Source organism: Arthrobacter sp. C152, from assembly GCF_054890965.1.
Genome location: NZ_JBTZSU010000020.1, coordinates 46956 through 68778, shown reverse-complemented (window position 1 = coordinate 68778; position 21823 = coordinate 46956). Strand labels below are relative to the sequence as shown.

The 21823-nt window shown below is 67.4% G+C and carries 21 protein-coding genes and 1 tRNA gene; 10 read left to right on the top strand and 12 right to left on the bottom strand.

From position 1 onward, the window contains the following. Positions 1-24 precede the first annotated feature (24 nt). The gene (gene glgC, locus ACYSM9_RS14300; RefSeq protein ID WP_461857615.1) at positions 25-1437 is read right to left on the bottom strand and encodes a glucose-1-phosphate adenylyltransferase; all 1413 of its coding nucleotides are present in this window, start codon (positions 1435-1437) and stop codon (positions 25-27) included. A gap of 102 nt (positions 1438-1539) precedes the next feature. Between glgC and glgA the strand changes: the two genes are divergently transcribed. Then, positions 1540-2745, top strand: a complete 1206-nt coding sequence (gene glgA / locus ACYSM9_RS14295; protein WP_461857614.1) for a glycogen synthase — start codon at positions 1540-1542, stop codon at positions 2743-2745. Between the two features lie 97 nt (positions 2746-2842). On the opposite strand, the gene ACYSM9_RS14290 is transcribed toward glgA, so the two are convergent. Both ACYSM9_RS14290 and ACYSM9_RS14285 read right to left on the bottom strand, forming a co-directional pair. Then, complete coding sequence (locus ACYSM9_RS14290; protein WP_461857613.1) at positions 2843-4957, bottom strand: acyl-CoA dehydrogenase family protein; 2115 nt, start codon at positions 4955-4957, stop codon at positions 2843-2845. Between the two features lies 1 nt (position 4958). Further along, on the bottom strand, positions 4959-5672 hold the full coding sequence (locus ACYSM9_RS14285) for a TetR/AcrR family transcriptional regulator (protein ID WP_461857612.1): 714 nt from the start codon (positions 5670-5672) through the stop codon (positions 4959-4961). Between the two features lie 61 nt (positions 5673-5733). Here ACYSM9_RS14285 and ACYSM9_RS14280 point away from each other — a divergent pair, with 61 nt between their 5' ends. Genes ACYSM9_RS14280 through ACYSM9_RS14270 form a run of 3 tightly spaced genes read left to right on the top strand, consistent with a single transcriptional unit; the run spans position 5734 to position 9350 of the window. Then, positions 5734-7092, top strand: a complete 1359-nt coding sequence (locus ACYSM9_RS14280) for an acetyl-CoA C-acetyltransferase (RefSeq protein WP_461857611.1) — start codon at positions 5734-5736, stop codon at positions 7090-7092. Between the two features lie 9 nt (positions 7093-7101). Then, on the top strand, positions 7102-8442 hold the full coding sequence (locus ACYSM9_RS14275; RefSeq protein WP_461857610.1) for a 3-oxoacyl-ACP reductase: 1341 nt from the start codon (positions 7102-7104) through the stop codon (positions 8440-8442). Next, positions 8439-9350: a MaoC family dehydratase gene (locus tag ACYSM9_RS14270; protein ID WP_461857609.1), complete on the top strand. Its 912-nt coding sequence runs from the start codon at positions 8439-8441 to the stop codon at positions 9348-9350. The genes ACYSM9_RS14275 and ACYSM9_RS14270 overlap by 4 nt, the downstream gene beginning before the upstream one ends. On the opposite strand, the gene ACYSM9_RS14265 is transcribed toward ACYSM9_RS14270, so the two are convergent. The 5 genes from ACYSM9_RS14265 to ACYSM9_RS14245 form a co-directional block, all read right to left on the bottom strand. Further along, entirely contained in the window at positions 9351-10415 is a 1065-nt protein-coding gene (locus tag ACYSM9_RS14265; protein ID WP_461857608.1) for an FUSC family protein, read from the bottom strand. 109 nt (positions 10416-10524) lie between these two features. Continuing rightward, positions 10525-11634, bottom strand: a complete 1110-nt coding sequence (locus tag ACYSM9_RS14260) for a serine hydrolase domain-containing protein (RefSeq protein WP_461857607.1) — start codon at positions 11632-11634, stop codon at positions 10525-10527. Positions 11635-11698: 64 nt separating this feature from the next. Beyond that, on the bottom strand, positions 11699-12781 hold the full coding sequence (locus tag ACYSM9_RS14255; protein ID WP_461857606.1) for a glutathione S-transferase family protein: 1083 nt from the start codon (positions 12779-12781) through the stop codon (positions 11699-11701). A gap of 9 nt (positions 12782-12790) precedes the next feature. Continuing rightward, positions 12791-13531: a M50 family metallopeptidase gene (locus tag ACYSM9_RS14250; protein ID WP_461857605.1), complete on the bottom strand. Its 741-nt coding sequence runs from the start codon at positions 13529-13531 to the stop codon at positions 12791-12793. Between the two features lie 142 nt (positions 13532-13673). Further along, the gene (locus ACYSM9_RS14245; protein ID WP_015937093.1) at positions 13674-13976 is read right to left on the bottom strand and encodes a DUF4193 domain-containing protein; all 303 of its coding nucleotides are present in this window, start codon (positions 13974-13976) and stop codon (positions 13674-13676) included. Positions 13977-14181: 205 nt separating this feature from the next. Between ACYSM9_RS14245 and ACYSM9_RS14240 the strand changes: the two genes are divergently transcribed. The 3 genes from ACYSM9_RS14240 to ACYSM9_RS14230 all read left to right on the top strand — a co-directional run bounded on the left by ACYSM9_RS14240 (position 14182) and on the right by ACYSM9_RS14230 (position 16837). Further along, positions 14182-15321, top strand: a complete 1140-nt coding sequence (locus tag ACYSM9_RS14240) for a glycosyltransferase family 9 protein (RefSeq protein ID WP_461857604.1) — start codon at positions 14182-14184, stop codon at positions 15319-15321. Beyond that, a complete protein-coding gene (locus ACYSM9_RS14235) occupies positions 15318-16289 on the top strand; it encodes a glycosyltransferase family 9 protein (protein ID WP_461857603.1) in 972 nt (323 codons plus the stop codon). Before ACYSM9_RS14240 ends, ACYSM9_RS14235 begins: the two co-directional genes overlap by 4 nt. A gap of 356 nt (positions 16290-16645) precedes the next feature. Then, the gene (locus ACYSM9_RS14230) at positions 16646-16837 is read left to right on the top strand and encodes a three-helix bundle dimerization domain-containing protein (RefSeq protein WP_461857602.1); all 192 of its coding nucleotides are present in this window, start codon (positions 16646-16648) and stop codon (positions 16835-16837) included. Positions 16838-16888: 51 nt separating this feature from the next. Here the strand turns inward: ACYSM9_RS14230 and ACYSM9_RS14225 are convergent, their stop codons facing one another. The 3 genes from ACYSM9_RS14225 to ACYSM9_RS14215 form a co-directional block, all read right to left on the bottom strand. Beyond that, positions 16889-17287, bottom strand: coding sequence for a YybH family protein (locus ACYSM9_RS14225; RefSeq protein ID WP_461857601.1), 399 nt, complete (start codon positions 17285-17287; stop codon positions 16889-16891). 32 nt (positions 17288-17319) lie between these two features. Continuing rightward, the gene (locus ACYSM9_RS14220; RefSeq protein WP_461857600.1) at positions 17320-18342 is read right to left on the bottom strand and encodes an NADPH:quinone reductase; all 1023 of its coding nucleotides are present in this window, start codon (positions 18340-18342) and stop codon (positions 17320-17322) included. Between the two features lie 152 nt (positions 18343-18494). Continuing rightward, a tRNA-Leu gene (locus tag ACYSM9_RS14215) sits at positions 18495-18577 on the bottom strand. A 166-nt stretch (positions 18578-18743) separates the two neighbouring features. On the opposite strand from ACYSM9_RS14215, the gene ACYSM9_RS14210 reads away from it, so the two are divergent. Together ACYSM9_RS14210 and ACYSM9_RS14205 are read left to right on the top strand one after the other, a co-directional pair. Next, on the top strand, positions 18744-20048 hold the full coding sequence (locus ACYSM9_RS14210) for a M20/M25/M40 family metallo-hydrolase (protein WP_461857599.1): 1305 nt from the start codon (positions 18744-18746) through the stop codon (positions 20046-20048). Positions 20049-20057: 9 nt separating this feature from the next. Further along, positions 20058-21218, top strand: a complete 1161-nt coding sequence (locus ACYSM9_RS14205; protein ID WP_461857598.1) for an acyl-CoA dehydrogenase family protein — start codon at positions 20058-20060, stop codon at positions 21216-21218. Between the two features lie 41 nt (positions 21219-21259). On the opposite strand, the gene ACYSM9_RS14200 is transcribed toward ACYSM9_RS14205, so the two are convergent. Continuing rightward, a complete protein-coding gene (locus tag ACYSM9_RS14200) occupies positions 21260-21493 on the bottom strand; it encodes a DUF5703 family protein (RefSeq protein WP_018771130.1) in 234 nt (77 codons plus the stop codon). Positions 21494-21533: 40 nt separating this feature from the next. On the opposite strand from ACYSM9_RS14200, the gene ACYSM9_RS14195 reads away from it, so the two are divergent. Then, the gene (locus ACYSM9_RS14195) at positions 21534-21800 is read left to right on the top strand and encodes a hypothetical protein (protein WP_056333876.1); all 267 of its coding nucleotides are present in this window, start codon (positions 21534-21536) and stop codon (positions 21798-21800) included. Positions 21801-21823: the final 23 nt, after the last annotated feature.

The following is a 21823-nucleotide window of genomic DNA, read 5'->3' as shown; positions in this document are numbered from 1 at the left end:
CCGGTGGGGGGAGGGGATTCCGGATCAGGACACCCGAGCACCGTCCGGTGACGCCTTTGCCGCTGCTGCGGCATGCGTTTCGGCGACCTTGCCCACGGTGTCGCGCACCTCCGGATACTGGTCGGCGGCCGCTTTGATGGCGTTGGGGACCAGGCCCAGGTGCTGGGCGGCCAGTTGCCGCTCATCATCGCTGGGTTCGGGGACTTCCTGGCCCTTGGAGAGTACCGTGATGCCGGATTCGGTGACCTTGAAGCCGCGGGCCCGGTCCAGGTCCGGGTCCAGGCCGATCGCGGCGCCGGCGGGGACCTTGACGTTCTTGTCGAGGATGGCCCGGTTGATCACGGCGCCTTCGCCCACCTGCACCTTGTCCATAAGGACCGAGTCGGTGACCCTGGCGCTGCTGGCGACATAGACGTCGTTGGACAGGACCGAGCCTTCCACGATGCCGCCCGAGATGACGACGCCGCTGGCGACGATGGAGTCCAGCGCCGTTCCCACGGTGTTGTTGTCGCCCCGGACGAACTTGGCGGGCGGGGAGATGCTCTGCCGGGTGTAGATGGGCCATTCAGAGTTGTAGAGGTTGAACACCGGCAGCGGGGAGATGAGGTCCATGTGGGCTTCGTAGAACGAATCGATGGTGCCGACATCGCGCCAGTAGGTGCGGTCGCGCTCGGTGGAACCGGGGATGTCGTTGAGGGTGAAGTCGTAGACTCCGGCTTCGCCGCGGTTGACGAAGTAGGGGATGATGTCCCCGCCCATGTCGTGCTTGGTGTCAAGCCGCTCGGCGTCCACGTGGAGGGCTGCCACCAGGGCGTCGGCGTCGAACACGTAGTTGCCCATGGAGGCCAGGAACTGGGAGGGGTCCGCGGCCAGGCCGGGGGTGCTCGCCGGCTTCTCCACGAACGCGGAGATCTTCTGGGAGTCGTTCTGGTCCACCTCGATGACACCGAACTGGTTGGCCATGTGCAGCGGCTGCCGGACTGCCGCCACCGTTGCCTTGGCGCCGCTGTTGACGTGCTGGGCAACCATCTGGGCGAAGTCCATGCGGTAGACGTGGTCTGCGCCGACCACGACGACGATGTCGGGGTTGGCGTCGTGGATGAGGTTCAGGGACTGGTAGATGGCGTTGGCGCTGCCCAGGAACCAGCTCTTGCCCACGCGCTGCTGGGCGGGAACGGAAGCGACGTAGTTGCCCAGCTGGGTGGACATGCGCCAGGTTTCGGAGATATGGCGGTCAAGGCTGTGCGACTTGTACTGGGTCAGGACAACGATCTGCAGGTAGCGGGAATTGACCAGGTTGGATAAGGCGAAGTCGATCAGGCGATAGCTGCCCGCAAAGGGCACAGCAGGCTTGGCCCGGTCTGCCGTCAGTGGCATGAGCCTGTTTCCCTCGCCGCCTGCGAGGACAATCGCCAGGACTTTTTTGTTCAACGGCATAGTGGTCGCTCCTGTACGCCTTCGTAACTCCCCAAGACAGTCCGGCATGCCCGGACTCCTTCACACTAGAACAGTTATGCGTGAAGGACTACCTTGGGTCTTGTGCGAATAGACATTGTGACTAAAGAGTTCCCGCCCGAGATTTATGGTGGCGCCGGGGTGCACGTCGCCGAATTGAGCAGGGTGCTTAGTAAGCATGTTGACCTGCAGGTTCGTGCATTCGGGGCTCCCCGCGATACTGACTACCACGGAGCCACGGTGAGCTCCTACCAGGTCCCGGAGGACCTCGGCTCGGCCAACGCGGCCGTCCAGACGCTCGGTGTGGACCTGCGGATCGTCCCGGACATCGAAGGCGCGGACCTGGTCCACTCGCACACCTGGTACGCCAACATGGCCGGCCACCTGGCATCCCTTCTGCACGGCATTCCGCACGTCCTCAGCGCCCACAGCCTCGAACCGCTCCGCCCCTGGAAGGCTGAACAGCTCGGCGGCGGCTATGCGCTCTCTTCGTGGGTGGAGAAGACCGCCTACGAGGCGGCTGCGGCGATAATCGCCGTGTCCGAAGGCATGCGGCAGGACATCCTGCGCAGCTACCCCAACGTCGACCCGGAAAAGGTCCGGGTAGTCCACAACGGCATCGACGTCGAGCTGTGGAAGCGTGACGAAAACGACGACGCCGTCCGCGCCCTGGGCATCGACCCCGCCAAGCCCAGCGTCGTGTTTGTGGGAAGAAACACGCGCCAGAAAGGTGTTCCCTACCTGCTGCGGGCCGCGGCGAAGCTCCCGGCCGATGTGCAGCTGGTGCTGTGCCTGGGTGCAGCGGACACGCCCGAACTGGCGGCGGAGACTGCCGCGTTGATCGAGGACCTGCAGAAAGAGCGCACCGGCGTCGTGCTGATCGAACGGATGCTGCCGCGTCACGAGCTGATCCAGGTGCTCAGCCACGCCACCGCCTTCGCCTGCCCCTCCATTTACGAGCCGCTGGGCATCGTCAACCTCGAGGCCATGGCGTGCGGGGCCGCAGTGGTGGCCAGCGCAACCGGCGGGATTCCCGAAGTGGTGGAGCACGGCCGGACAGGTCTGCTGGTGGACCTGGAACAGGTCACCGACGGCACCGGCACCCCCCTCGACCCGGAGAAGTTCGTCACGGAGTTCGCAGCCGCCCTCACCGAGGTGGTGTCGGACCCTGAACGCGCCCGCGCCATGGGCCAGGCAGGCCGCGAGCGCGCGGAGAAGCACTTCTCGTGGGAATCCATCACGGAAACCACCCTTGAGGTGTACCGCTCGGTGCTGCCGGCCGCCGGCTGACGTCCCGGCAGCACAACGCACGACGGCGCCGCTCCCCTTGGAAGGGGAGCGGCGCCGTCGTTATTCCTGGCCCTTGGTGGACAGCCGCCGTCGGCGGTTAGGGCTTGTGCGCACCGGCGGTCCGGGCGATCAGCACCTTCTCGTCCACCGGGGACTGTCCGCTGGCACGCTCGCTGCGCAGGTGCGCGCGGGCCTCGTCCTGCCGCACTCTCTCGGCGCCCGTGGCGATGGCCGCCCGGACGTGCTCGTCGCCGTAGCCGAACGCGTCCACCAGGTCGAGCGCATGTGGGCGGATCTTCTCGAGCAGCCGGTTGATGTAGCCGCCCACGGTTCGGGCGCGCTGCATCGAGAGCCGGCCGTTCATCAGGTACCAGGAAAGGTTCTTTTCGATCAGCGACAGGCCGAAGAGGTCTCGCAGCCAGGTCAGGACGCGCTTGGTTCCCGGGTCCGCCACCTGCTGGAGCGCGTCCGTGAAGGCTTCCCACTGGAGCAGTTCCGCATGCGCCTGCGCTGCGTCGATGAGTTCGTTCTGGTGCCGGTTGAACAGGGCCGCGCCTTTGTCCTGCGGCAGCCGGCTGCTCCCCTTGAGGGCGGCGCCTGCCTCGGCCACCATGCTCTGCACCCGGTCGGTGAGCAGGGCGCGCTGGCTTTCCTCGTCGCGCAGCGCAATGGCGGCTTTCTGGACCAAGCCGGTGTCGGCCATGAACTGCGCCACCTGCCGCAGCCCGGTGCGGTGGACGGCGGCGCCGGCGGCCTGGCCCACCACATACCGGGCCAGGACGCCGAAGTCGAGGTTGCGGAATTCCTTGGCGTAGTCGGCGAGCAGGCGCTTGGCCACCAACTGGAGCAGGACGGTGTTGTCGCCCTCGAAGGTGGCGTAGACGTCAAGGTCGGCCCGCAGCGAAGCGAAGCGGTTCTCGATCAGGAAGCCGGCCCCGCCGCAGGCTTCCCGGCACTCCTGGAGGGTGTCCAAAGCGTGCCAGGTGCTCAGCGGCTTCAGGGCTGCGGCAAGCGTCTCCAGGTCCTGGCGGTCGGCGTCGGTGTCGGTGGCGCCGGAGAAGACGTCGTCGAATTTCTCCAGCAGCTGCTCGTGGGCGAAGCTGGCCGCATAGGTGGTGGCCAGCCGGGTGAAGAGCCGGCGCTGGTGCCGCTGGTAGTCGAGGAGGACCTCTTCATCCGTGTGGGACGAGGCGTTGAACTGGCGGCGTTCGGCGGCGTAGTGGATGGCAGCCTTGAGGGCCACCTTGGACGCGGCGACGGCTGCACCGTCCAGCGAAACCCGGCCCTGCACCAGGGTTCCGAGCATGGTGAAAAAGCGCCGGCCGGGGCTGGCGATGGGTGAGCTGTAGGTTCCGTCGGCGTCGACGTTGCCGTAGCGGTTCAGGAGGTTGGTCCGTGGGATCCGTACGTGGGTGAAGTGCAGCCGGCCATTGTCGATGCCGTTGAGGCCGCCTTTGATGCCGTCGTCTTCGCCCCCGATCCCGGGCAGGAATTCCTTGGTGTCCGGGTCCCGAAGGTCCACGTAGAAGGCGTGCACGCCGTGGTTGACGCCCCGGGTCACGAGCTGGGCAAACACGACGGCGGCCAGGCCGTCCCTGGCGGCGTTGCCGATGTAGTCCTTCCACGCCGCGCGGAAGGGCGTGTGGAGGTCGAACTCTTCCGTGGCGGGATCGTAGGTTGCGGTGGTAGCGATGCTGGCGACGTCCGAGCCGTGGCCCGTTTCGGTCATGGCGAAGCAGCCGGGTATGTCCAGGCTCATGATGCCCGGCAGCCACTTGGCGTGGTGCTCCGCGGTTCCCAGGTGCATCACCGCGGAGCCGAACAGCCCCCACTGGACCCCGGCCTTGATCTGCAGCGACGGGTCCGCCACTACCAGTTCCTCAAAGCCGGCGATGTTGCCGCCGTGGTCGTCGGCGCCGCCCAGGTCCGCGGGGAACGCGCGGTGTACGGCCCCGTTGGCAACCAGGTACTTCAGCTGGCCAAACACCCGTGTCCGGTGTTCGGTATGGGTGAGCCCTTCAATCTTGTGCAGCTCCGGGCGGGCCGCCAGTTCCCTGGCCTGCAGCCGTACCTCGGACCACCGGCCCAGCAGCTGTGCGCCCAGTGCCGCGACGTCGACGGCGGGCCGCGGGCCCGGGGTGCCGGCTGCGGCCGGCGGGGTGGGCAGGGGACGCAGTCCCTTGCGGGCGGATCGGTCCACTACTTCAGTCATGTCACAGTCCTTCGTTGGCGGATAACTTCGTTGTCTGCGAGCCCGTAGTGAGCTCGGGGGCAATGCCTACGCACAGCCATGCCGTGATGTGCCGGGCCATGGTTTCCTGGTCCGGCTTGGCGGGGGAGTCGGGGGTGCAGAGCCACTGTTCGCCGGCGTTGCGCACCAGGCCGATGGCGGCCTTGGGCCAGAAGCCGATGACCTCTTCCCTGCCGCCACCAAGATGGGACCGCATGGGCGCGGCGATCATGTCCGCGACGGCGTTGAAGAAGTGGCCCAGGGCGCTGCCCATGGCGGACGGCTGCGCACTTGCCGGCTCGCCGGGCGCGGAGCTTGTCACGAAGGTGTAGACGTTGGGGCTGGTGTCCGCCATCTGGAGATAGGCCGAGACCATTGCCAGCAGCCCGTCCCTCGGGGTCTGTGCACCCTGTGCCGCTTCCCGCATCCGGTGCTGCATCTGACTGAGGACCACCTCGCCCACCGCCTGCTGCAGCCCTGCTTTGTCACCGAAATACCTGTAGAACACCGATTTGGATGTTCCCGCCGCCGTGGCGATCTCCTCCATGGACGCATCGCTCCCCAGGGCATGCACGGCCCTGCGCGCCTGTTTGATCAGCTCCGTGCGGCGTTCCTCCCGGTGGCTCTGCCAGCGTGAGGACCGGCCGTCGGGGCTGGCGCCGGCCTGGTCATCGGTGCTGGAGTCCCGGTTGTTCACGATACCCAGCGTATCAGGTACGCTGGGTATCGGTAACCGCTTGTGACCAAAGGAGCCCTCCATGTCCAGTGACGGACAGTCCACGCCCGGCCTTGGGGCATCAGCCCGCGAAAACACCGTTCCGGCGACGCGCAGGGCGGTGATCGTCGGCGGGAACCGGATCCCGTTTGCCCGCGCCGGCGGAGCCTATGCGAAGTCCTCAAACCAGGACATGCTGACGGCCGCGCTGGACGGGTTGATTGCGCGCTTCGGCCTCCAGGACGAACGCATGGGCCAGGTTGCCGCCGGGGCAGTGCTGAAGCACTCCAGGGACTTCAACCTGACCCGCGAGGCTGTTTTGGGTTCCGCGCTGTCCGCCGAAACCCCTGTCTACGACCTCCAGCAGGCCTGTGCCACGGGCCTTGAGACCGTGGTGGGCCTGGCGAACAAGATCAAGCTGGGGCAAATCGATTCCGGTATCGCCGGTGGTGTCGACTCCGCTTCGGATGCACCCGTGGTGGTCAGCGAAGGCCTCCGCGAAGTCATCCTGGACCTGAACCGGGCCAAGACGCTTCCGCAGCGACTGCAGATCCTGGCCCGGCTCCGGCCCAAGGACCTGGCACCACTGGCACCGGGGACCTCCGAGCCGCGCACCGGCCTGTCCATGGGCGAGCACCAGGCACTGACCACCGCGCAATGGAAGATCACCCGTGAGTCGCAGGACGAGCTGGCGCTGAACAGCCACCGCAACCTGGCCGCGGCCTATGATTCCGGTTTCTTTGACGACCTGATGACGCCCTACCGGGGACTGACCCGCGACGGGAACCTGCGCGCGGACACGTCCCTGGAGAAACTGGCTGGGCTGAAGCCGGTGTTCGGCCGCAACCTGGGCGCCGATGCCACCATGACCGCCGGAAACTCCACCCCGCTCACGGACGGCGCCTCCACCGTCCTGCTGGCGTCCGACGACTGGGCAGATGCCCGCGACCTGCCCAAGCTGGCGGCCGTGGTGGACGCCGAGGCGGCGGCGGTGGATTTTGTCCATGGCAAGGACGGGCTCTTGATGGCCCCCGTGTTTGCCGTGCCCCGGCTGCTGGCCCGGCAGAACCTGACCCTGGCCGACATCGACTACTTCGAGATCCACGAAGCGTTCGCGGCCACCGTACTGAGCACCCTTGCTGCCTGGGAGGATGAGGAATTCGGCCGCACCCGCCTGGGCCTGGAGGGGGCGTTCGGCAGCATCGACCGGGCGCGGCTGAACGTCAACGGATCCTCGCTGGCGGCCGGCCATCCCTTCGCGGCAACGGGTGGACGCATCGTCGCCACCCTTGCCAAGATGCTCCACACAAAGGGCACGTCAAACGGCCGCCCTGCGCGCGGGCTGGTGTCGGTCTGCGCCGCCGGCGGCCAGGGCGTCGTCGCAATTCTCGAATCGCTGTAGGGGGCACCCATGACCGATACCTACACCCAGCTGGTCAGCAGCGGGCCGGGCCGGAACATCGCGAAGAAGCTTGGCCTGCCGCTGCCCGCTGCGCTGCGCCGCTACAAGCCCGGCGAGCCCCTGACCACCGGACCCATCGTGGTCCAGGGCAGCACCGCCGGCGCGGACAAGCTTGCGGCCGAACTGCTGTCCTGGGACCTGGATGTCAGGCGGCACCCGGTCCCGGCCGAAAAGCTTGGCGCCATCATCCTGGTCCTTGACGAACTCGACCACCCGGGCGACCTCGAAAAGCCTGTCCTGGCAGCGGCCGCATCGCTGCGGGACCTGCGGCCCGGTGGCCGCGTCATCACCGTCTCCCGCGCCGCCGCTGCAGCGTCTTCCCCAGCAGCGGCTGCGGCGCGGCAAGGCGTGGATGGCTTCCTGAGATCCCTGGCGAAGGAGCTGCGGGCCGGGGCAACGGGCAACGGGGTGCTCCTGGCTGACGGTGTGGGGCCCGCCAGTCCCAGCGCCCTGGGCGCCATCAGGTTCTTCCTCTCCGGCCGCTCGGCCTTCGTGGACGGGCAGTTCCTGACCGTCACATCGGAGGATGGCGGCGTTTCCGCCGACACCGGCAAGCCGCTGGCCGGGAAGGTGGCCATCGTGACCGGCGCGGCGCGCGGGATCGGCGCGGAGATCGCCCGGACGCTGCACCGCGACGGCGCCACGCTGGTCCTCGTGGACATCCCCGCCTCCGGTGACCAGCTCGCAACGGTGGCCAACGACGTCAGGGGCACGGCGCTGCAGCTGGACATCAGCGCGGCCGACGCCGGCCAGCGGATGATCGACCACGCGGTCCAGCGGCACGGCAGGCTTGACATCGTGGTCCACAACGCGGGAATTACCCGGGACAAACTGCTCGCCAACATGGACCAGGCCCGCTGGAACTCCGTCATCAATATCAACATCGCCGCGCAGCTGCGGATCAACGAGGCCCTGCTGGCCTCCGAACACTTCCGGTCTTCGCCGCGCATCGTTTCTGTGGCTTCCACCAGCGGTATCGCGGGGAACCGGGGGCAGACGAACTACGCGGCCTCCAAAGGGGGAGTGATGGGAATGGTCCGGGCCACCGCGTCACTCGTGGCTGCACGCGGGGGAACCATCAATGCCGTGGCGCCGGGCTTCATTGAGACCGAGATGACTGCGCGGATGCCTTTTGCCGTCCGGGAGGTAGCCCGCCGGCTGAACTCGCTGCAGCAGGGCGGCCTCCCGTCCGACGTCGCGGAAACCATCGCGTTCCTTGCCAGTGACGCGGCCGGCGGCATCAACGGGGAGGTGTTGCGGGTGTGCGGGCAGAACCTGGTGGGGGCATGACCTCGCCGCAGTCGGTGATCCTGGGCGAGATGCCGTCGCTGTCCAAGCTCTATGTCAACGCTGCCGCCCAGGCAGCACGGCGGCGGCTGCTGGGTACGCACGACGCCGCCACGCTTCCGGCCGAAGGCCACGAAGTCCGGGGGGTGCGGGTCGACGTCGAGAACCTCACCGCCTACCAGCACCTGATCGGTGAAACCGCCAGCGACGTCCTGCCTGCCGGGTTCATTCATGCCCTCGCCTTTCCATTGGCCATGAGCGTCCTGAACCGCGATGACTTCCCGCTCCCCCTGCTGGGCATGATCCACCTGCGGAACAGCATCGAACAGCGCGCGCCGCTTGTTTTCACGGATCTCCTGGACATCACCGCGAGGGTGGAGAACCTGCGCGGCCACCGGGCGGGCACGCAGGTGGACGTTGTTGCCGAGGTTGGCGCTGCCGGGACCGGCAAGGTGCACTGGCGAGGGGTTTCCACGTACCTGGCCAAGGGCGTCTTCCTGCCTGGCATTGACAAGCCCTCCGCCACGGCCGCGAGGGCCGACTTCACGGCCCCCGATCCCACTGCCCTGTGGCATTTGGGCGTGGATACGGGCCGCGCCTACGCCGCCGTGTCAGGGGATTTCAACCCCATCCACCTGAGCGTGCTGTCGGCGAAGGCGCTGGGTATGCGGCGTTCCATAGCGCATGGCATGTACCTCGCCTCACGGGCGCTCGCGGACGTGGGGCCGGCCCGCGGGGATTCCTTTGCCTGGGACGTTGAGTTCGAAGCGCCGGTGTTCCTTCCCTGCCGGGTTGCCTTGGAAATCAGCACGGAACAGAGTGGATCCGGCGCCTGGAAGCGCTCCAGCTTTGTGGCGTGGAATCCGCGGTCGGGGCGGCGCCACTTCGAAGGGACCGTTGAGACGCTGTAGTCAGCCCCGGCGCGAGGCGCCAGGCTGGACGGCCCGGAGGATCCGGTGCAGGCTCAGGAGGATCGACTCGGACGCGGGAACAGTACCCTGGTCGGCTTCCCGGGCGGCGGTGGCGGCCATGCAGGCCTCCACCGCCGCTTTGGCGGTGTCGAAGCGGTCCCGCGGCACGCCTGAGTCATCGTCGCTGTACGAGGACAGCAGCACGCCGGTGGCGGTGATGGCGTCGGCCAGCGGCTCACTGTCCTGCAGCGGGATGGCGTAGGGGACGTCGCTGACCCAGATGACGTCCGAAAGCACGTCCGTCATGTCCTGGATGTGGAACGTCACGCGCTCCAGGTCCCGCAGGTGGCGGTAGTCCTGGTCGACGTCCCGCGGGTGCAGCTTTCTCCGGGGATTGGCCCTCCGGCTGGCGTCCGCTTCCTTCACGAGGTGCCGCACCGACCTTGCTGCTTCGGCGAGTTCATCGGACCGCCGCGACCAGTCCTCATGCTCGGGCGGCCAGTTTTCCTTAAGCGCGGCGCCCATGTCGGTCAGCTGCTTCCCCAGCGCCAGGCGCAGCTCCGCCAGGCTCGACGCGGCCGCGCTCAGGTGCAGCGGCGGGAAGATGAGGAAGTTGACGGCGATGCCCACGGCGACGCCCGCCCCCATCTGGACCAGGTATCCGAAGGTGAAGTCGTCCGGGTTCTTCCCGCCGACCAGCAGCACCAGCAGGGCCGCCGTCGGAATCCAGTCACTGCCTGAGCCTATCCACGGCAACCCGCCCAGCAGCACACCGACGCCCATGAACAAGGCCACCGTCAGCGGCGAAGGATCCGCGATAGCGACCAAGATGACCGCCAGGCCAATTCCCAGCGCCAGTCCGGCCAGGGTCTGCAGCCCCTGGCGGACCGAGCCGGCCACGTTGTGGTACATGGCAACGAGCGCGCCCAGCGGGGCGTAGTAGGCGTAGTGCGATGCTGCGCCGGGCATCAGCGGTGCGATGAGGAATGCGAGTCCCGCCGCCACGGCGGCCTTGCCCGCGAGTTGCAGCCGCTGCGCCGCGAACGCAGCCGAAAGCCCTCCCACCGCCTGTTTGAGAAATTGGGTCCCCCGGGCCCACCGTACATCCGGACGTGCCTGAGTATTGCCCATCCGGATTACAGTAGGCGGCCGCGGCGCCTCAGGACAAGGCGGCTCAGGACAAGGCGGCGGCCGAGCGCCGGAGCTCGGCCGCCAGGCGGTGGGCCCGGCCGGGGGTTCGTCCCTCTTCCGCCCGGCGTGGGATGTAGCCAAAGCCCAGGCCGTAGGACGGATCGGCGAACCCAAGGGCCGCGTTGGCGCCTTCGTGGCCGAACGCGCGGTGGCTGCCGAAGTTCCGGGACGGGTGGGGTTTCATGAAGACGACGGCGAATGCGTTGTCCAGCCCCGAGGACCGGTCCAGGCCCCACACCTGTTCCCTGGACATCGCCTGGACGGTCCGTGCAGAGAGGAAGGCGGGGCGCCCGTCGACGCCTGTGACCGCGGCGGCATAGAGCCGGGCCAGCCCGTCGGCCGAACCGACGCCACCCGCGGCTGACATCCCGGCAGCCCTGACTTCCCGGATGTTCGGCAGCTCCATGATGGTGCTGACGGGTGCATTGCTGTTGAGCCCCTCCAGGCTCAGCGGGTCCACCCACGGCTGGCCGGGCGGGTCCTGGTAGAGGACGTCCCGGTACCGGGGCTCCTCGTCCCCGGGCAGGCCGAGGAAGAAGTCCACGCCCTCAGGTTTGCGGATGCGCCGGTCATACAGGTCCTGCAGTGCGGTGCCGGCGGTGCGGCGGCAAAGTTCCTCCATGAGGATGCCGATGGTGAGCGCGTGATATCCGAAGTGGCGGCCGGGTTCCCAGGCGGGCGGCGCGGCAGCCAACCGGGCCGCCGCCCGTGGCGTGGTGAACTCCCCAAGGGGGATGCCGCCGTCGACACCCATCACGCCGGCCTGATGGGACAGCGCCTCCCGTACCAGGAGCCGGTCTTTTCCGTGGGCGGCGAACTCGGGCCAATAGTGCGCAACCGTCCTGTCCAGGTCAAGGAGGCCGTCCTGGACGAGCAGGGCAATGACCATCGCGCCGACGCCCTCGGAGCACGAATAGGCGCCGGTGATGGTGCCGGCCGCGATGTCAGGTCCGCCGGCCAGGCTGATGACCTGTTCGCCGCGGTGGTATGCACAGACCTGGGCGCTGTAGAAGGGGTCCTCGGCGAGGAAGGCCTCGAACAGCGCGTGCACCGCCTCAAATCCGGGTGCAACGAAGCCGTGGGGAGTCTGCATCCGTCAAGTCTACTGGGAAAGCGGTTTCCGTCCAGCGCTCCGCCCCCTCTGCCGGTATGCTCCTCTACCGGCCGGCTCCGTGTCCGGTTGCGACTTCTTCGCCGGCCCGGACGGGCCCGGGCGGTGTTCCGTCGCCGAACGGCCGCCCGCCCAAGGATTCGCGGCGGTGGTCCTCCTGCCACCCGGCAAGGTCCGGTCCGGCGGGAACGATGCCGGTGGGGTTGATGTCCTCATGCACGATGTAGTAGTGCTGCTTAATCTGCACAAAGTCGATGGTGTCCCCGAAACCCGGTGTCTGGAAGAGATCCCGGGCGTATCCCCACAGGTTCGGCATCTCGCTGAGTTTCTGCCGGTTGCACTTGAAGTGTCCATGGTAGACGGGATCGAACCGGGCAAGCGTTGTGAACAGCCGCACGTCGGCCTCGGTGATGGTGTCTCCCACCAGGTAGCGCTGGCGGGAAAGCCGGTCCTCGAGCCAGTCCAGGGCGGTCCACAAGCGTTCGTACGCCGCATCGTAGGCCTCCTGCGACCCGGCGAAGCCGCAGCGGTACACGCCGTTGTTGACTTCGGTGAAGACGCGCTTATTAACCTGGTCGATTTCCCCGCGGAGGTTGACCGGGTAGAGTTCCGGGGCGCCCGGCCGGTGGAAGTCCGTCCACTCCGTGGAGAAGTCGAGGGTGATCTGCGGAAAGTTGTTGGTCACGACCTGGCCGCTGGTTACGTCGACGATGGCCGGGACCGTGATGCCCCGTGGATAGCCGGGGAACCGCTTGAAGTAGGCTTCCTGCAGCCGTTCGATGCCCAGGACGGGGTCCACCCCGCCCGGGTCGAGGTCGAACGTCCAAGAGCGTGCATCGTGCGTGGGTCCCGGCTGTCCGAGGGAGATGGCGTCCTCCAAACCCAGCAGCCGGCGCACGATGACGGACCTGTTGGCCCACGGGCAGGCGCGGGCGGCGATCAGCCGGTAGCGGCCGGCTTCCACCGGCCAGCCGGGCTCCCCGTTGCCGCCGGGAGCGGCGTTCCTGGTGATGCGGTCCTCGATGTAGTTGGTGTCGCGGGTGAACTCCGCACCGCCGGTAACGTAGGCTCCGCGGGTGCTGTGCCCGGAATGCCCTGCCGTCTGGGTGCTGTCTGTTTCCTGGCTCATGCCCTTAGCCTAGGCGCCTTTGAGCAGGACGGCCGCGACCGGCTGCCAGGCCACAAACCACGCCCCGGCCACGAGGACGCAGAAGACGGCGATCCACACCGCGGCAGGTACAGCGGTGGCGCGGTAGAGCAGGTAGGCGTCCGAAGTTCCCAGGCGGTCCCGCCGCCGCAGGTGGACCTGTGCCAGCTTCGAAAGATCCCTGACGGCGGCGACGAGCAGCGCCATGCCGAGGCAGACAGCCGCATGTCCCGTGAACGTGGCCGGTACCAGAAGCATGAGGGCGCCAAGACCGGCGATGGCGCCGCCGGTGACCAGGAAACCTGCGAGGTTCCGGAGGAAAAGCAGGGACGCCGCCAGCGCAACCGTGCCGGCCGCCATGGCGGCCGGCCCCCAGCCGCTGACACCCGCCCAGACGAACGCCGCGCCAACGATTGCGGGGACCGGGTATCCCCAAAAGCAGGACCAGGCGGCCGCCGCCCGGCTCCGGCTGTAGCTGGTAGTGGTCCCCGAATGGTCCAGCCGAAGTCGGACGCCGGACAGCCGCTGCCCGGTGGCGACCGCGGCAAAGGCGTGGCCCAACTCATGCGTGGCTGTGGCCAGGAGGCCAAAGTAGCGCCAGGAGCGGCGGGGGACGGACAGGGCCACCGCTGCCCCAAGCGTGACCAGCATCTCGGTCCAGGTGATATCCGGAACTGGTGCCCGTGTGAAGGCGTCTGTGAACGCGTGCCAGTAACTGCCGGGGATGTCCATCGTTGCCTCCTGGCCGATCGTCGTCGTCGGAAATATCCTGTCCGCTGCCGGTCCGCGGGCTTAAAGCCGAATGGCACGCCGAAGCGTGCCTACGGATCAGGACCGGGAGGCAGCTTGCCCCGCCCCCGGGAATGCGCCCTGTTTAGCCTTCGCACTCAGTGCAGTAGCTGTGGCCATCCTTCTGGCGTGCAATCTGGGAGCGGTGCCGGACCAGGAAGCAGGAGTAGCAGGTGAACTCGTCATCTGCCTGCGGAATGACCTGGACCACGAGTTCCTCGGCGACGAACTCACCGCCAGGAACCCCGGCGCTGTCCAGCCCGTCAGCTTCGTCAAGCTCCAGCACAACGCTGCGTGCGTCGGGAGCATTTGCTGACTGGAGCTGCTCGAGGGAGTTGTCCTGCGATTCCTTGACGTCGGAGCGCAGTTCATCGTAATCGGTTGCCACTTTAGGTGCTTCTCTTTTCTTTGGTTCGCTTTCGGGTATGAAACGTACAGCATCAACCCCATATTCCCCAACAGGAGGGCGTACATCCGACGCCGATTGGGTAAAGGACCAGGAGGCAGCCAACAGGTTTGGGACCGCGTTCCGGCTGCATGGGCAACGAAGGGGCGGTGCTTGCCGTTCCCGCTGACAATGGAAGGGGCCGTGCATGGAGCAACTGACCGCAGAGTTCGGTGGTGCAGGGCAGGTGGGCATGGGCGTTGGTCCCGTCCTGGACAAGTTCGCTGGTGTTTCCAGGATTGCCGTCTTGCGCGGCGGAGGACTGGGTGACCTGATCTTTGCCATTCCAGCCATGGCGGCCCTTAAGGCCGCCTACCCGGGAGCGGCCCTGACCCTCCTGGGAACTCCCATCCACAAGGCATTGCTGGACGCGGTCGAGAGTCCGGTGGATGAGGTGCACGTGCTGCCGTTCGCCGAGGGCGTGCGGCCAGGCGAGGAAGACGCCGCTGAATTGGATCGGTTCTTCACCGGGATGCGCGGCCGCAACTTCGACCTCGCCGTCCAGCTGCACGGCGGCGGCCGCTACTCGAACCCGTTCCTGCTGCGGCTGGGCGCCCGGCACACCGTCGGCACGCGGACCGCCGACGCCGCCAGCCTGGAACGGACCGTTCCCTACCTTTACTACCAGCACGAACCCCTGAGGGCACTGGAGGTGGCCGGCTTCGCGGGCGCCTTCCCCGTTGACTTGGAGGCGCGGCTGGCACCCGCCGGCAGGGGAGCGGTGCAGGAAGACCGGGACGACGACGGGCGGCCGCTTGTGGTGGTTCATCCTGGCGCCACCGATCCACGCCGCCGCTGGCCGGCAGGGAAGTTCGCCGAGCTTGCCGCCGCGTGCGCTGCCGACGGGTCCCGCGTGGCGATCGTGGGGGACGGCAGTGAGCAGGAGCTGGCCGAACGGATCAGCGGGCTGGCGTCATCCGCGGCGGTGACATCCGTCGCCGGCACCCTCGACATGGCGGCCCTCGTGGCGCTGCTCGGAAAGGCCGATGCGGTGGTGGCCAATGACAGCGGCCCCCGGCACCTGGCCCAGGCCCTGGGTGTCCCCACTGTGGGAATTTTCTGGGTGGGCAACATCATCAACGCCGGTGCTCTGGGCAGGACAATGCACCGCGTCCACGCCTCCTGGATGACAGCCTGCCCCACATGCGGCATCGATGTGACCCAGGTGGGATGGAGGGCACCACGTTGCCCGCACGATGATTCATTGGTGGCGGACATCACGGTCCGGGACGTCCACGAGGACGTCCGCAGCCTGGTTGCCACCAGGTCCGCAACGGGGAACGCATGAGCACCAAAGAAGCCTCCTGGCCGACGGGGGACGGTCACCGGCCTGACGGCAAGCCGGAACTTCTGGTGCTCCGCGCCCTGAAGCTGGGTGACCTGCTGGTTGCAGTACCTGCGTTGAAGGGTATCCGGCGCGCGTTTCCGGGGCACCGGCTGCGGTATGCCGCCCAGGGCTGGTTATCCGAGGCGCTAGGGCTGGTGGGTGGCTACGAGCTGCTGCCCACCCACGGCCTCGACGAGCCGCTGGCGATGGAGCCGGGAGCGGTGGATGTGGCCGTCAACCTGCACGGCAGCGGCCCGGAAAGCCAAGGGCGCATCGAAGCGCTCAAGGCCCGCCACGTCATTGGCCACCGGAGCCCATACCGTGAGGGGCCGCCCTGGCGGCCGGAACTGCATGAACGCGAACGCTGGGTCCGGCTCGTCGAGTGGCATGGGGTGGAGGCCGACCCGCTGGACATCGCACTGGACAGGCCCCATGTTCCAAGCCCCGTCCCCGGTGCCACGGTGCTGCACGTGGGTGCAGCCTACGGAAGCAGGCTGTGGCCGGCTGAACGTTTTGCCGCGGTGGCCGCGGCGCTCGCAGAAGCCGGGCACCAAGTGGTCTTTACCGGCGGCAGCTCCGAGAAGGACAGGGCCATAGAGGTCTGCCGGCTCGCCGGACTGCCTTCCGCCAATGTGCTGGCAGGGGTGCTGGGACTGGGCGAATTCGCGGCGGCAATTGCCTCCGCCCGCCTGGTCATATCCGCCGATACCGGCGCTGCGCACCTGGCATCCGCGTATGGAACACCGTCCGTAGTGCTGTTTGGGCCTGCTCCGCCGGAAATCTGGGGTCCGCCGCCCGGACCACATGTCGTGCTGACCCGGGCTGAGCTCAGGCGCGGTGACACCTTCGCCGCCGAGCCGGACCCGGCCCTGCTGGGTGTCCGGGTGCAGGATGTGATGGCAGCCGTCAGGGGATTGGGGCTGCTGTAACCGGACTGTGGACCCGCGCATGCGGAATGTGGTTCTGCACAGGGTTCCCCTGCGCCGCCTGGGCCTAAAATGACTTATGGACACTGAGCTGGCGATCGCCTTGGTGTTGGGAACTGCATTCCTGTGGATGGCGGTAACGCTGACGATACTGTCCGCCATCGATCGGCCGGAGCGGAAAGCACGCCGGCAGGAACGGCGCGACATCCGCGACGCGAGGCGCATTGAATACCGCCCGGTGGCCGCAGGGTCCCATCCGCAGGGGCGGCAACGGCACCCCCGGACGCGGAGGTTGCGCGCCCACTAAAGCCCCGCAGTCAAGTCTTGACCGGGTTGGACGCAGAGCCGACACTTTTCCGATGGGTGTAAGTGAAGAGCTGCGGGCGCTGGCGGAAGTGGTGGACCGGCTGGCAGCCAGGTTTCCGGGGATAGCCAGGGAGCGCATCGAGGATGTCGTCCAGCAGGAGCACAAACTGCTTGACACCGGCCGGGTCCGGGCGTTTGTACCTGTCCTGGTGGAACACGCAGCCCGGGACCGGTTGGCGGAATAGGGATCGGCGGGACTCGGGCAGCACGGCGGGCGGCAGCCGCGCGCGCTCCAGTCACGGAGCGACTGTGTCACCGTGCCGGTGCGCCACCTTCCATTGCCCCTCTTCCCGGCGGTAGACCTGGGTGGCACGCAGGACGTAACTGCGTGGCACGCCGTCGACGGAGGCGGAGGTGTGCTCCAGGCCCGCGGTATAGGCCAAGTCGCCGTCCACGCCGTAGGCCAGCACTTCAAACTCGTAGGACGTGCAGTCCGAAAATTGCCGGGCAAGGCCGGAAAACAGGTCGTTCAGTTCCTGTTGCCCGAACGCGTTCCGCCAGGCGCCCAGAACGCTGACGGGCTCGTTGCGGGACCAGAGCGCACGGCGGGGTCCGGCATCACCGTCGTGGAGGGCCCGCTCGGCGTCGTGCAGCGTTGTCCTTACCCAGGCCAGGAAGTCATCGGAGTCAGCCATGGCTCCAGTATGCTCCCCGCCAGGGGCGCCAGCTACGGCGTGGCGACGTCGATGAGCACCTTGCCGACCGCACCGTTTTCGACGGCGTCATGGGCTGCGGCGGTCTCGTCCAGCGGGAAGCGCACCAGCGGGAGCCCATGTTCCTCCCCGACGCGCAGCGCCCCCGCCGCCAGGGCTTCAGCGACTGCTGCGACGGCGTGCCGCTTCTGCTCGTCGCTCACTGTGTAGGTCAGGATGAACTGGTACCGCACGTTCTTCGCCATGCTGTCCCGGACCGGAACCGTTACTTCTTCCCCGGGGGTCGCGGCGTAAATGGAAATGGTCCCACCGGATTTGAGTACCTGCACGTCTGTCCCGATGTTCGCGGGCGCGTCGACGTCCACGATGATGTCCACACCCTCCGGCGCCGCCCCACGGACGGAGCGGACAACGTCCTCGGTCCGGTAGTTGACGACTGTTCCGGCGCCGGCCCGGCGGGCGAGGTCAGCCTTTCGGTCTCCGCTGACGGTGGTGATGACGGTTGCTCCGGCCCACCGGGCGAGCTGGATGGCTGCATGCCCCACCGCACCCGCACCGCCGGTGACCAGGACTGTCCGGCCGGTCAGGACTCCGGGGGAGAGCCGTGCAGGCCCGTCCTCGTGTGACGTGAGCGCGCGGTGGGCCGTCAAGGCGGGGATACCGAGCGACGCTCCCGTGTCAAAGGACTCCGTCCCGGGCAGCGGCACGGCCTTGATGGCAGGGACCACGACGTACTCCTGCGCTGTCCCTTCGTCCCCGCCCCAGGCAACGTCCCACAGCCACACGCGGTCTCCGACGCTAAGTCCGGCCACTCCGGCGCCGGTTGCATCGACGACCCCGGCGCCGTCCTGGTTGGGGACTTTGGGCGCGTCGAGTCTTTTGCGCCCGGCTCCCGCCCGTGACTTCCAGTCCGTCGGGTTCACCCCTGACACGGCCACCCGGACCCGGACCTCCCCTGGACCGGGATCGGCGGCCGCCCTGTCGCGAAGCGTCAGAACCGACGACGGACCTGTTTCTTCATAAACGATCGATTTCACGCCTGCTCCTACATCCTCGGCCGGTCCGGTGTATGGGACCAACCTACCCAAAGCCGGGGGCTGGTGCTTCTGGTCACAGGGCCGGCCGGACGATGGAGGGGGAATGCAAAGAAGCCCCGGAAGATCGATGATCTTCCGGGGCTTCCGATGTGTGCGCGGAGGGGGACTTGAACCCCCACCCCCTTTCGAGGACTAGCACCTCAAGCTAGCGCGTCTGCCATTCCGCCACCCGCGCAGGTGGTATTTCGGGAGCCGTTCACACCTTCCAGTGTTTCGCGCCTCTCCGAAGCAGCGAGAAAAACTCTAACACGACTTTTCGTGAACAACGAATCGGCCCACATGGGTAGGCTGAGGGCAGCGGTTCAGCCCGTTCCACCCAATCCCAAGCGAGGAGCCTTCACATGCCTGACGTCCTGCCCGAGGATGAAGTCGTCCGGATCTGCCAGGAACTCATCCGGATCGACACGTCAAACTACGGTGACGGCTCCGGGCCGGGGGAGCGGGCCGCCGCCGAATACGCCGCAGGCCTGATCGAAGAGGTGGGCCTTAACGCCGAAATCTTCGAATCCGCCCCCGGCCGCGCCAACGTGGTGACCCGCATGGCCGGCGAAGACCCGTCGGCCAGCGCCCTGGTGGTGCACGGCCACCTTGACGTCGTCCCCGCCCTCCGCGACCAATGGTCCGTAGACCCGTTCGGTGCCGAACTGAAGGATGGCCTCATCTGGGGCCGCGGCGCCGTCGACATGAAGGACATGGACGCCATGATCCTCTCCGTCCTGCGGGGTTTCGCCAGGGATGGCAGGAAGCCCAAGCGGGACATCATCTTCGCGTTCTTCGCCGACGAGGAAGCCGGCGGCGTCTACGGCGCCCGTTACGCCGTGGACAACCGCCCCGAACTGTTCGAGGGCGCCACCGAAGCCATCTCCGAGGTGGGCGGCTTCTCCGCCACCATCGGCGGCCAGCGCACCTACCTTCTGCAGACCGCCGAGAAGGGCATCTCCTGGCTCCGCCTCGTGGCCCACGGCCGCGCGGGCCACGGGTCCCAGATCAACACTGACAACGCCGTCACCCGGCTTGCCGGCGCCGTCACGCGCATCGGCGAATACAAATGGCCCATCGAGCTCACGCCCACCACCCGCCAGTTCCTGGATGGAGTGACCGAACTCACCGGGGTGGAGTTCGACGCCGACAATCCGGACCTCCTGCTCAGCCAGCTTGGAACGGTGGCGCGCTTCGTCGGAGCCACCTTGCAGAACACCACCAACCCGACGCTCCTGAAGGGCGGCTACAAGCACAACGTCATCCCGGAGTCAGCGGAAGCCCTCGTGGACTGCCGGACGCTGCCGGGCCAGGAACAGCAGGTCCTCGAGATCGTCCGCGAACTCGCCGGCAACGGCGTCGACGTCAGCTACGTCCACAATGACGTCTCCCTGGAGGTCCCGTTCGCCGGCAACCTGGTGGACTCCATGATCGACGCCCTGCACAAGGAGGACCCGGGCGCCAAAGTACTGCCCTACACGCTCTCCGGCGGCACCGACAATAAGTCCCTCAGCAGGCTCGGCATCACCGGCTATGGCTTCGCGCCGCTCATGCTGCCGGACGAACTGGACTTCACCGGCATGTTCCACGGCGTGGACGAGCGGGTACCCGCGGACTCGCTCATGTTCGGCGCCAGGGTGCTGAACACCCTCCTGACCAACTACTAGGGCCCGGCCATGACCCCAGAGGAGCTCCTGCCGGACAGCCTCCTGGAGCGGATCCGCGGCCGCGCCGCGGGATATGACCGCGACAACGCGTTCTTTCACCAGGACCTGCAGGAGCTTGCCGCCGCCGGGTACCTGAAGCTTTTCGTTCCAGCGTCCGACGGCGGCGCGGGCCTCGGGCTCGAAGCGGCGGCGCAGTGCCAGCGCAGGCTGGCAACGGCCGCGCCGGCCACCGCCCTTGCCGTGAACATGCACCTGGTCTGGACCGGCGTCGCACACGTCCTGGCCGCCCGCGGAGACGACTCCTTGGCGTTCGTCCTCCAGGAGGCCGAACAGGGCGAAATCTTCGCCTTCGGCAACTCCGAAGCGGGCAACGACTCCGTCCTCTTCGACTCACGGACGGTGGCGGCGCCGGACGCGGACGGCAGCTACACGTTCACCGGGACAAAGATCTTCACCAGCCTGTCCCCGGTATGGACCCGGCTGGGCATCTTCGGCAAGGACCAGGCGGCCCGGGACGGCGACGGGGAACTGGTCCACGGCTTCATCACCCGGCAAACCCCGGGGTACCGGATCCTGGACGACTGGGACACCCTGGGCATGCGGGCCAGCCAGTCCGCCACGACGGTCCTGGACGGGGTACGGGTGCCCGCCGACAGGATCTTCCGGAAGCTGCCCACCGGCCCCAACCCGGACCCGCTGATTTTTGCGATCTTCGCCTGCTTCGAAATCCTGCTCGCCGCCGTCTACACCGGCCTCGGCGAGCGGGCGCTGGCGGTGGGGGTGGAGACGGTCAAACGCCGCACCTCATTCAAGAACGGCGGGCGGAGCTACGCGCAGGATCCAGACATCCGCTGGAAAGTGGCCGAGGCCGCCATGGCCATGGACAACCTGTACCCCCAGCTGAAAATGGTCGCCGCCGACGTCGACACCCTGGCCGACCACGGGACGCAATGGTTCCCGAAGCTGGTCGGCCTGAAGGTAAACGCCACGGAAACGGCGCGGCGTGTGGTGGACCTTGCCATCAGGGTCAGCGGGGGATCGAGCTACTTCCGCGGATCTGAACTGGAACGGCTGTACCGGGACGTGCTCGCGGGGATGTTCCACCCGTCCGACGACGAATCAGCCCACAACACGGTCGCCAACGCCTGGCTGGGTCCCCTGGAGGACTAGACGGTCCGCTGGACGGTTGAACTTCCTGGACCGCATAACTTTCAGACGGTCCGCTGGACCTGCATCACACGGCGGCGCAGCCAGAAGCGCCGCCCGCCCCCGACATAGAGCTTGCTCCGTTCCAATTCCCACTTGCCGTATTCGGAGTGTTCCACCAGCCGGCGGCGCGCCTCAGGCAGGGAATCATCAGGGCTGACGGTCAGCACGAGGTACTCGTACTGCCGCAAATAATCCCGTTCCCGCTGGACCGAGCTGGTGAGAAATTGTTCCTTCATTTGCTCTCCATTTTCGTCCTTTTCCGGCTAACGTGAAGTCATGAGCATCGATCCGCGTGTCGCGCTTTCGTCCCTGACCACCGCTTTGGAAGAACACCTTATAGCAGCATCGAACCGCCGCGGGGACGGTGACCCCTCCGTCGAGTCGGCTTTCTTCGCCGTCGCCGACGCCTTCGAAGTGTACGAGGACGCCCTCTACGAGGCCTACAACGAAGTCACCCCGCTGCAGGTCTTTGACGACGAGGATGAAGAGGACGAAGAAGCCGACGTGGACGAGGACGAGGACCTCGAGATCGTCGAGGAATGACACCCGGTGCACACCGGCCGCGG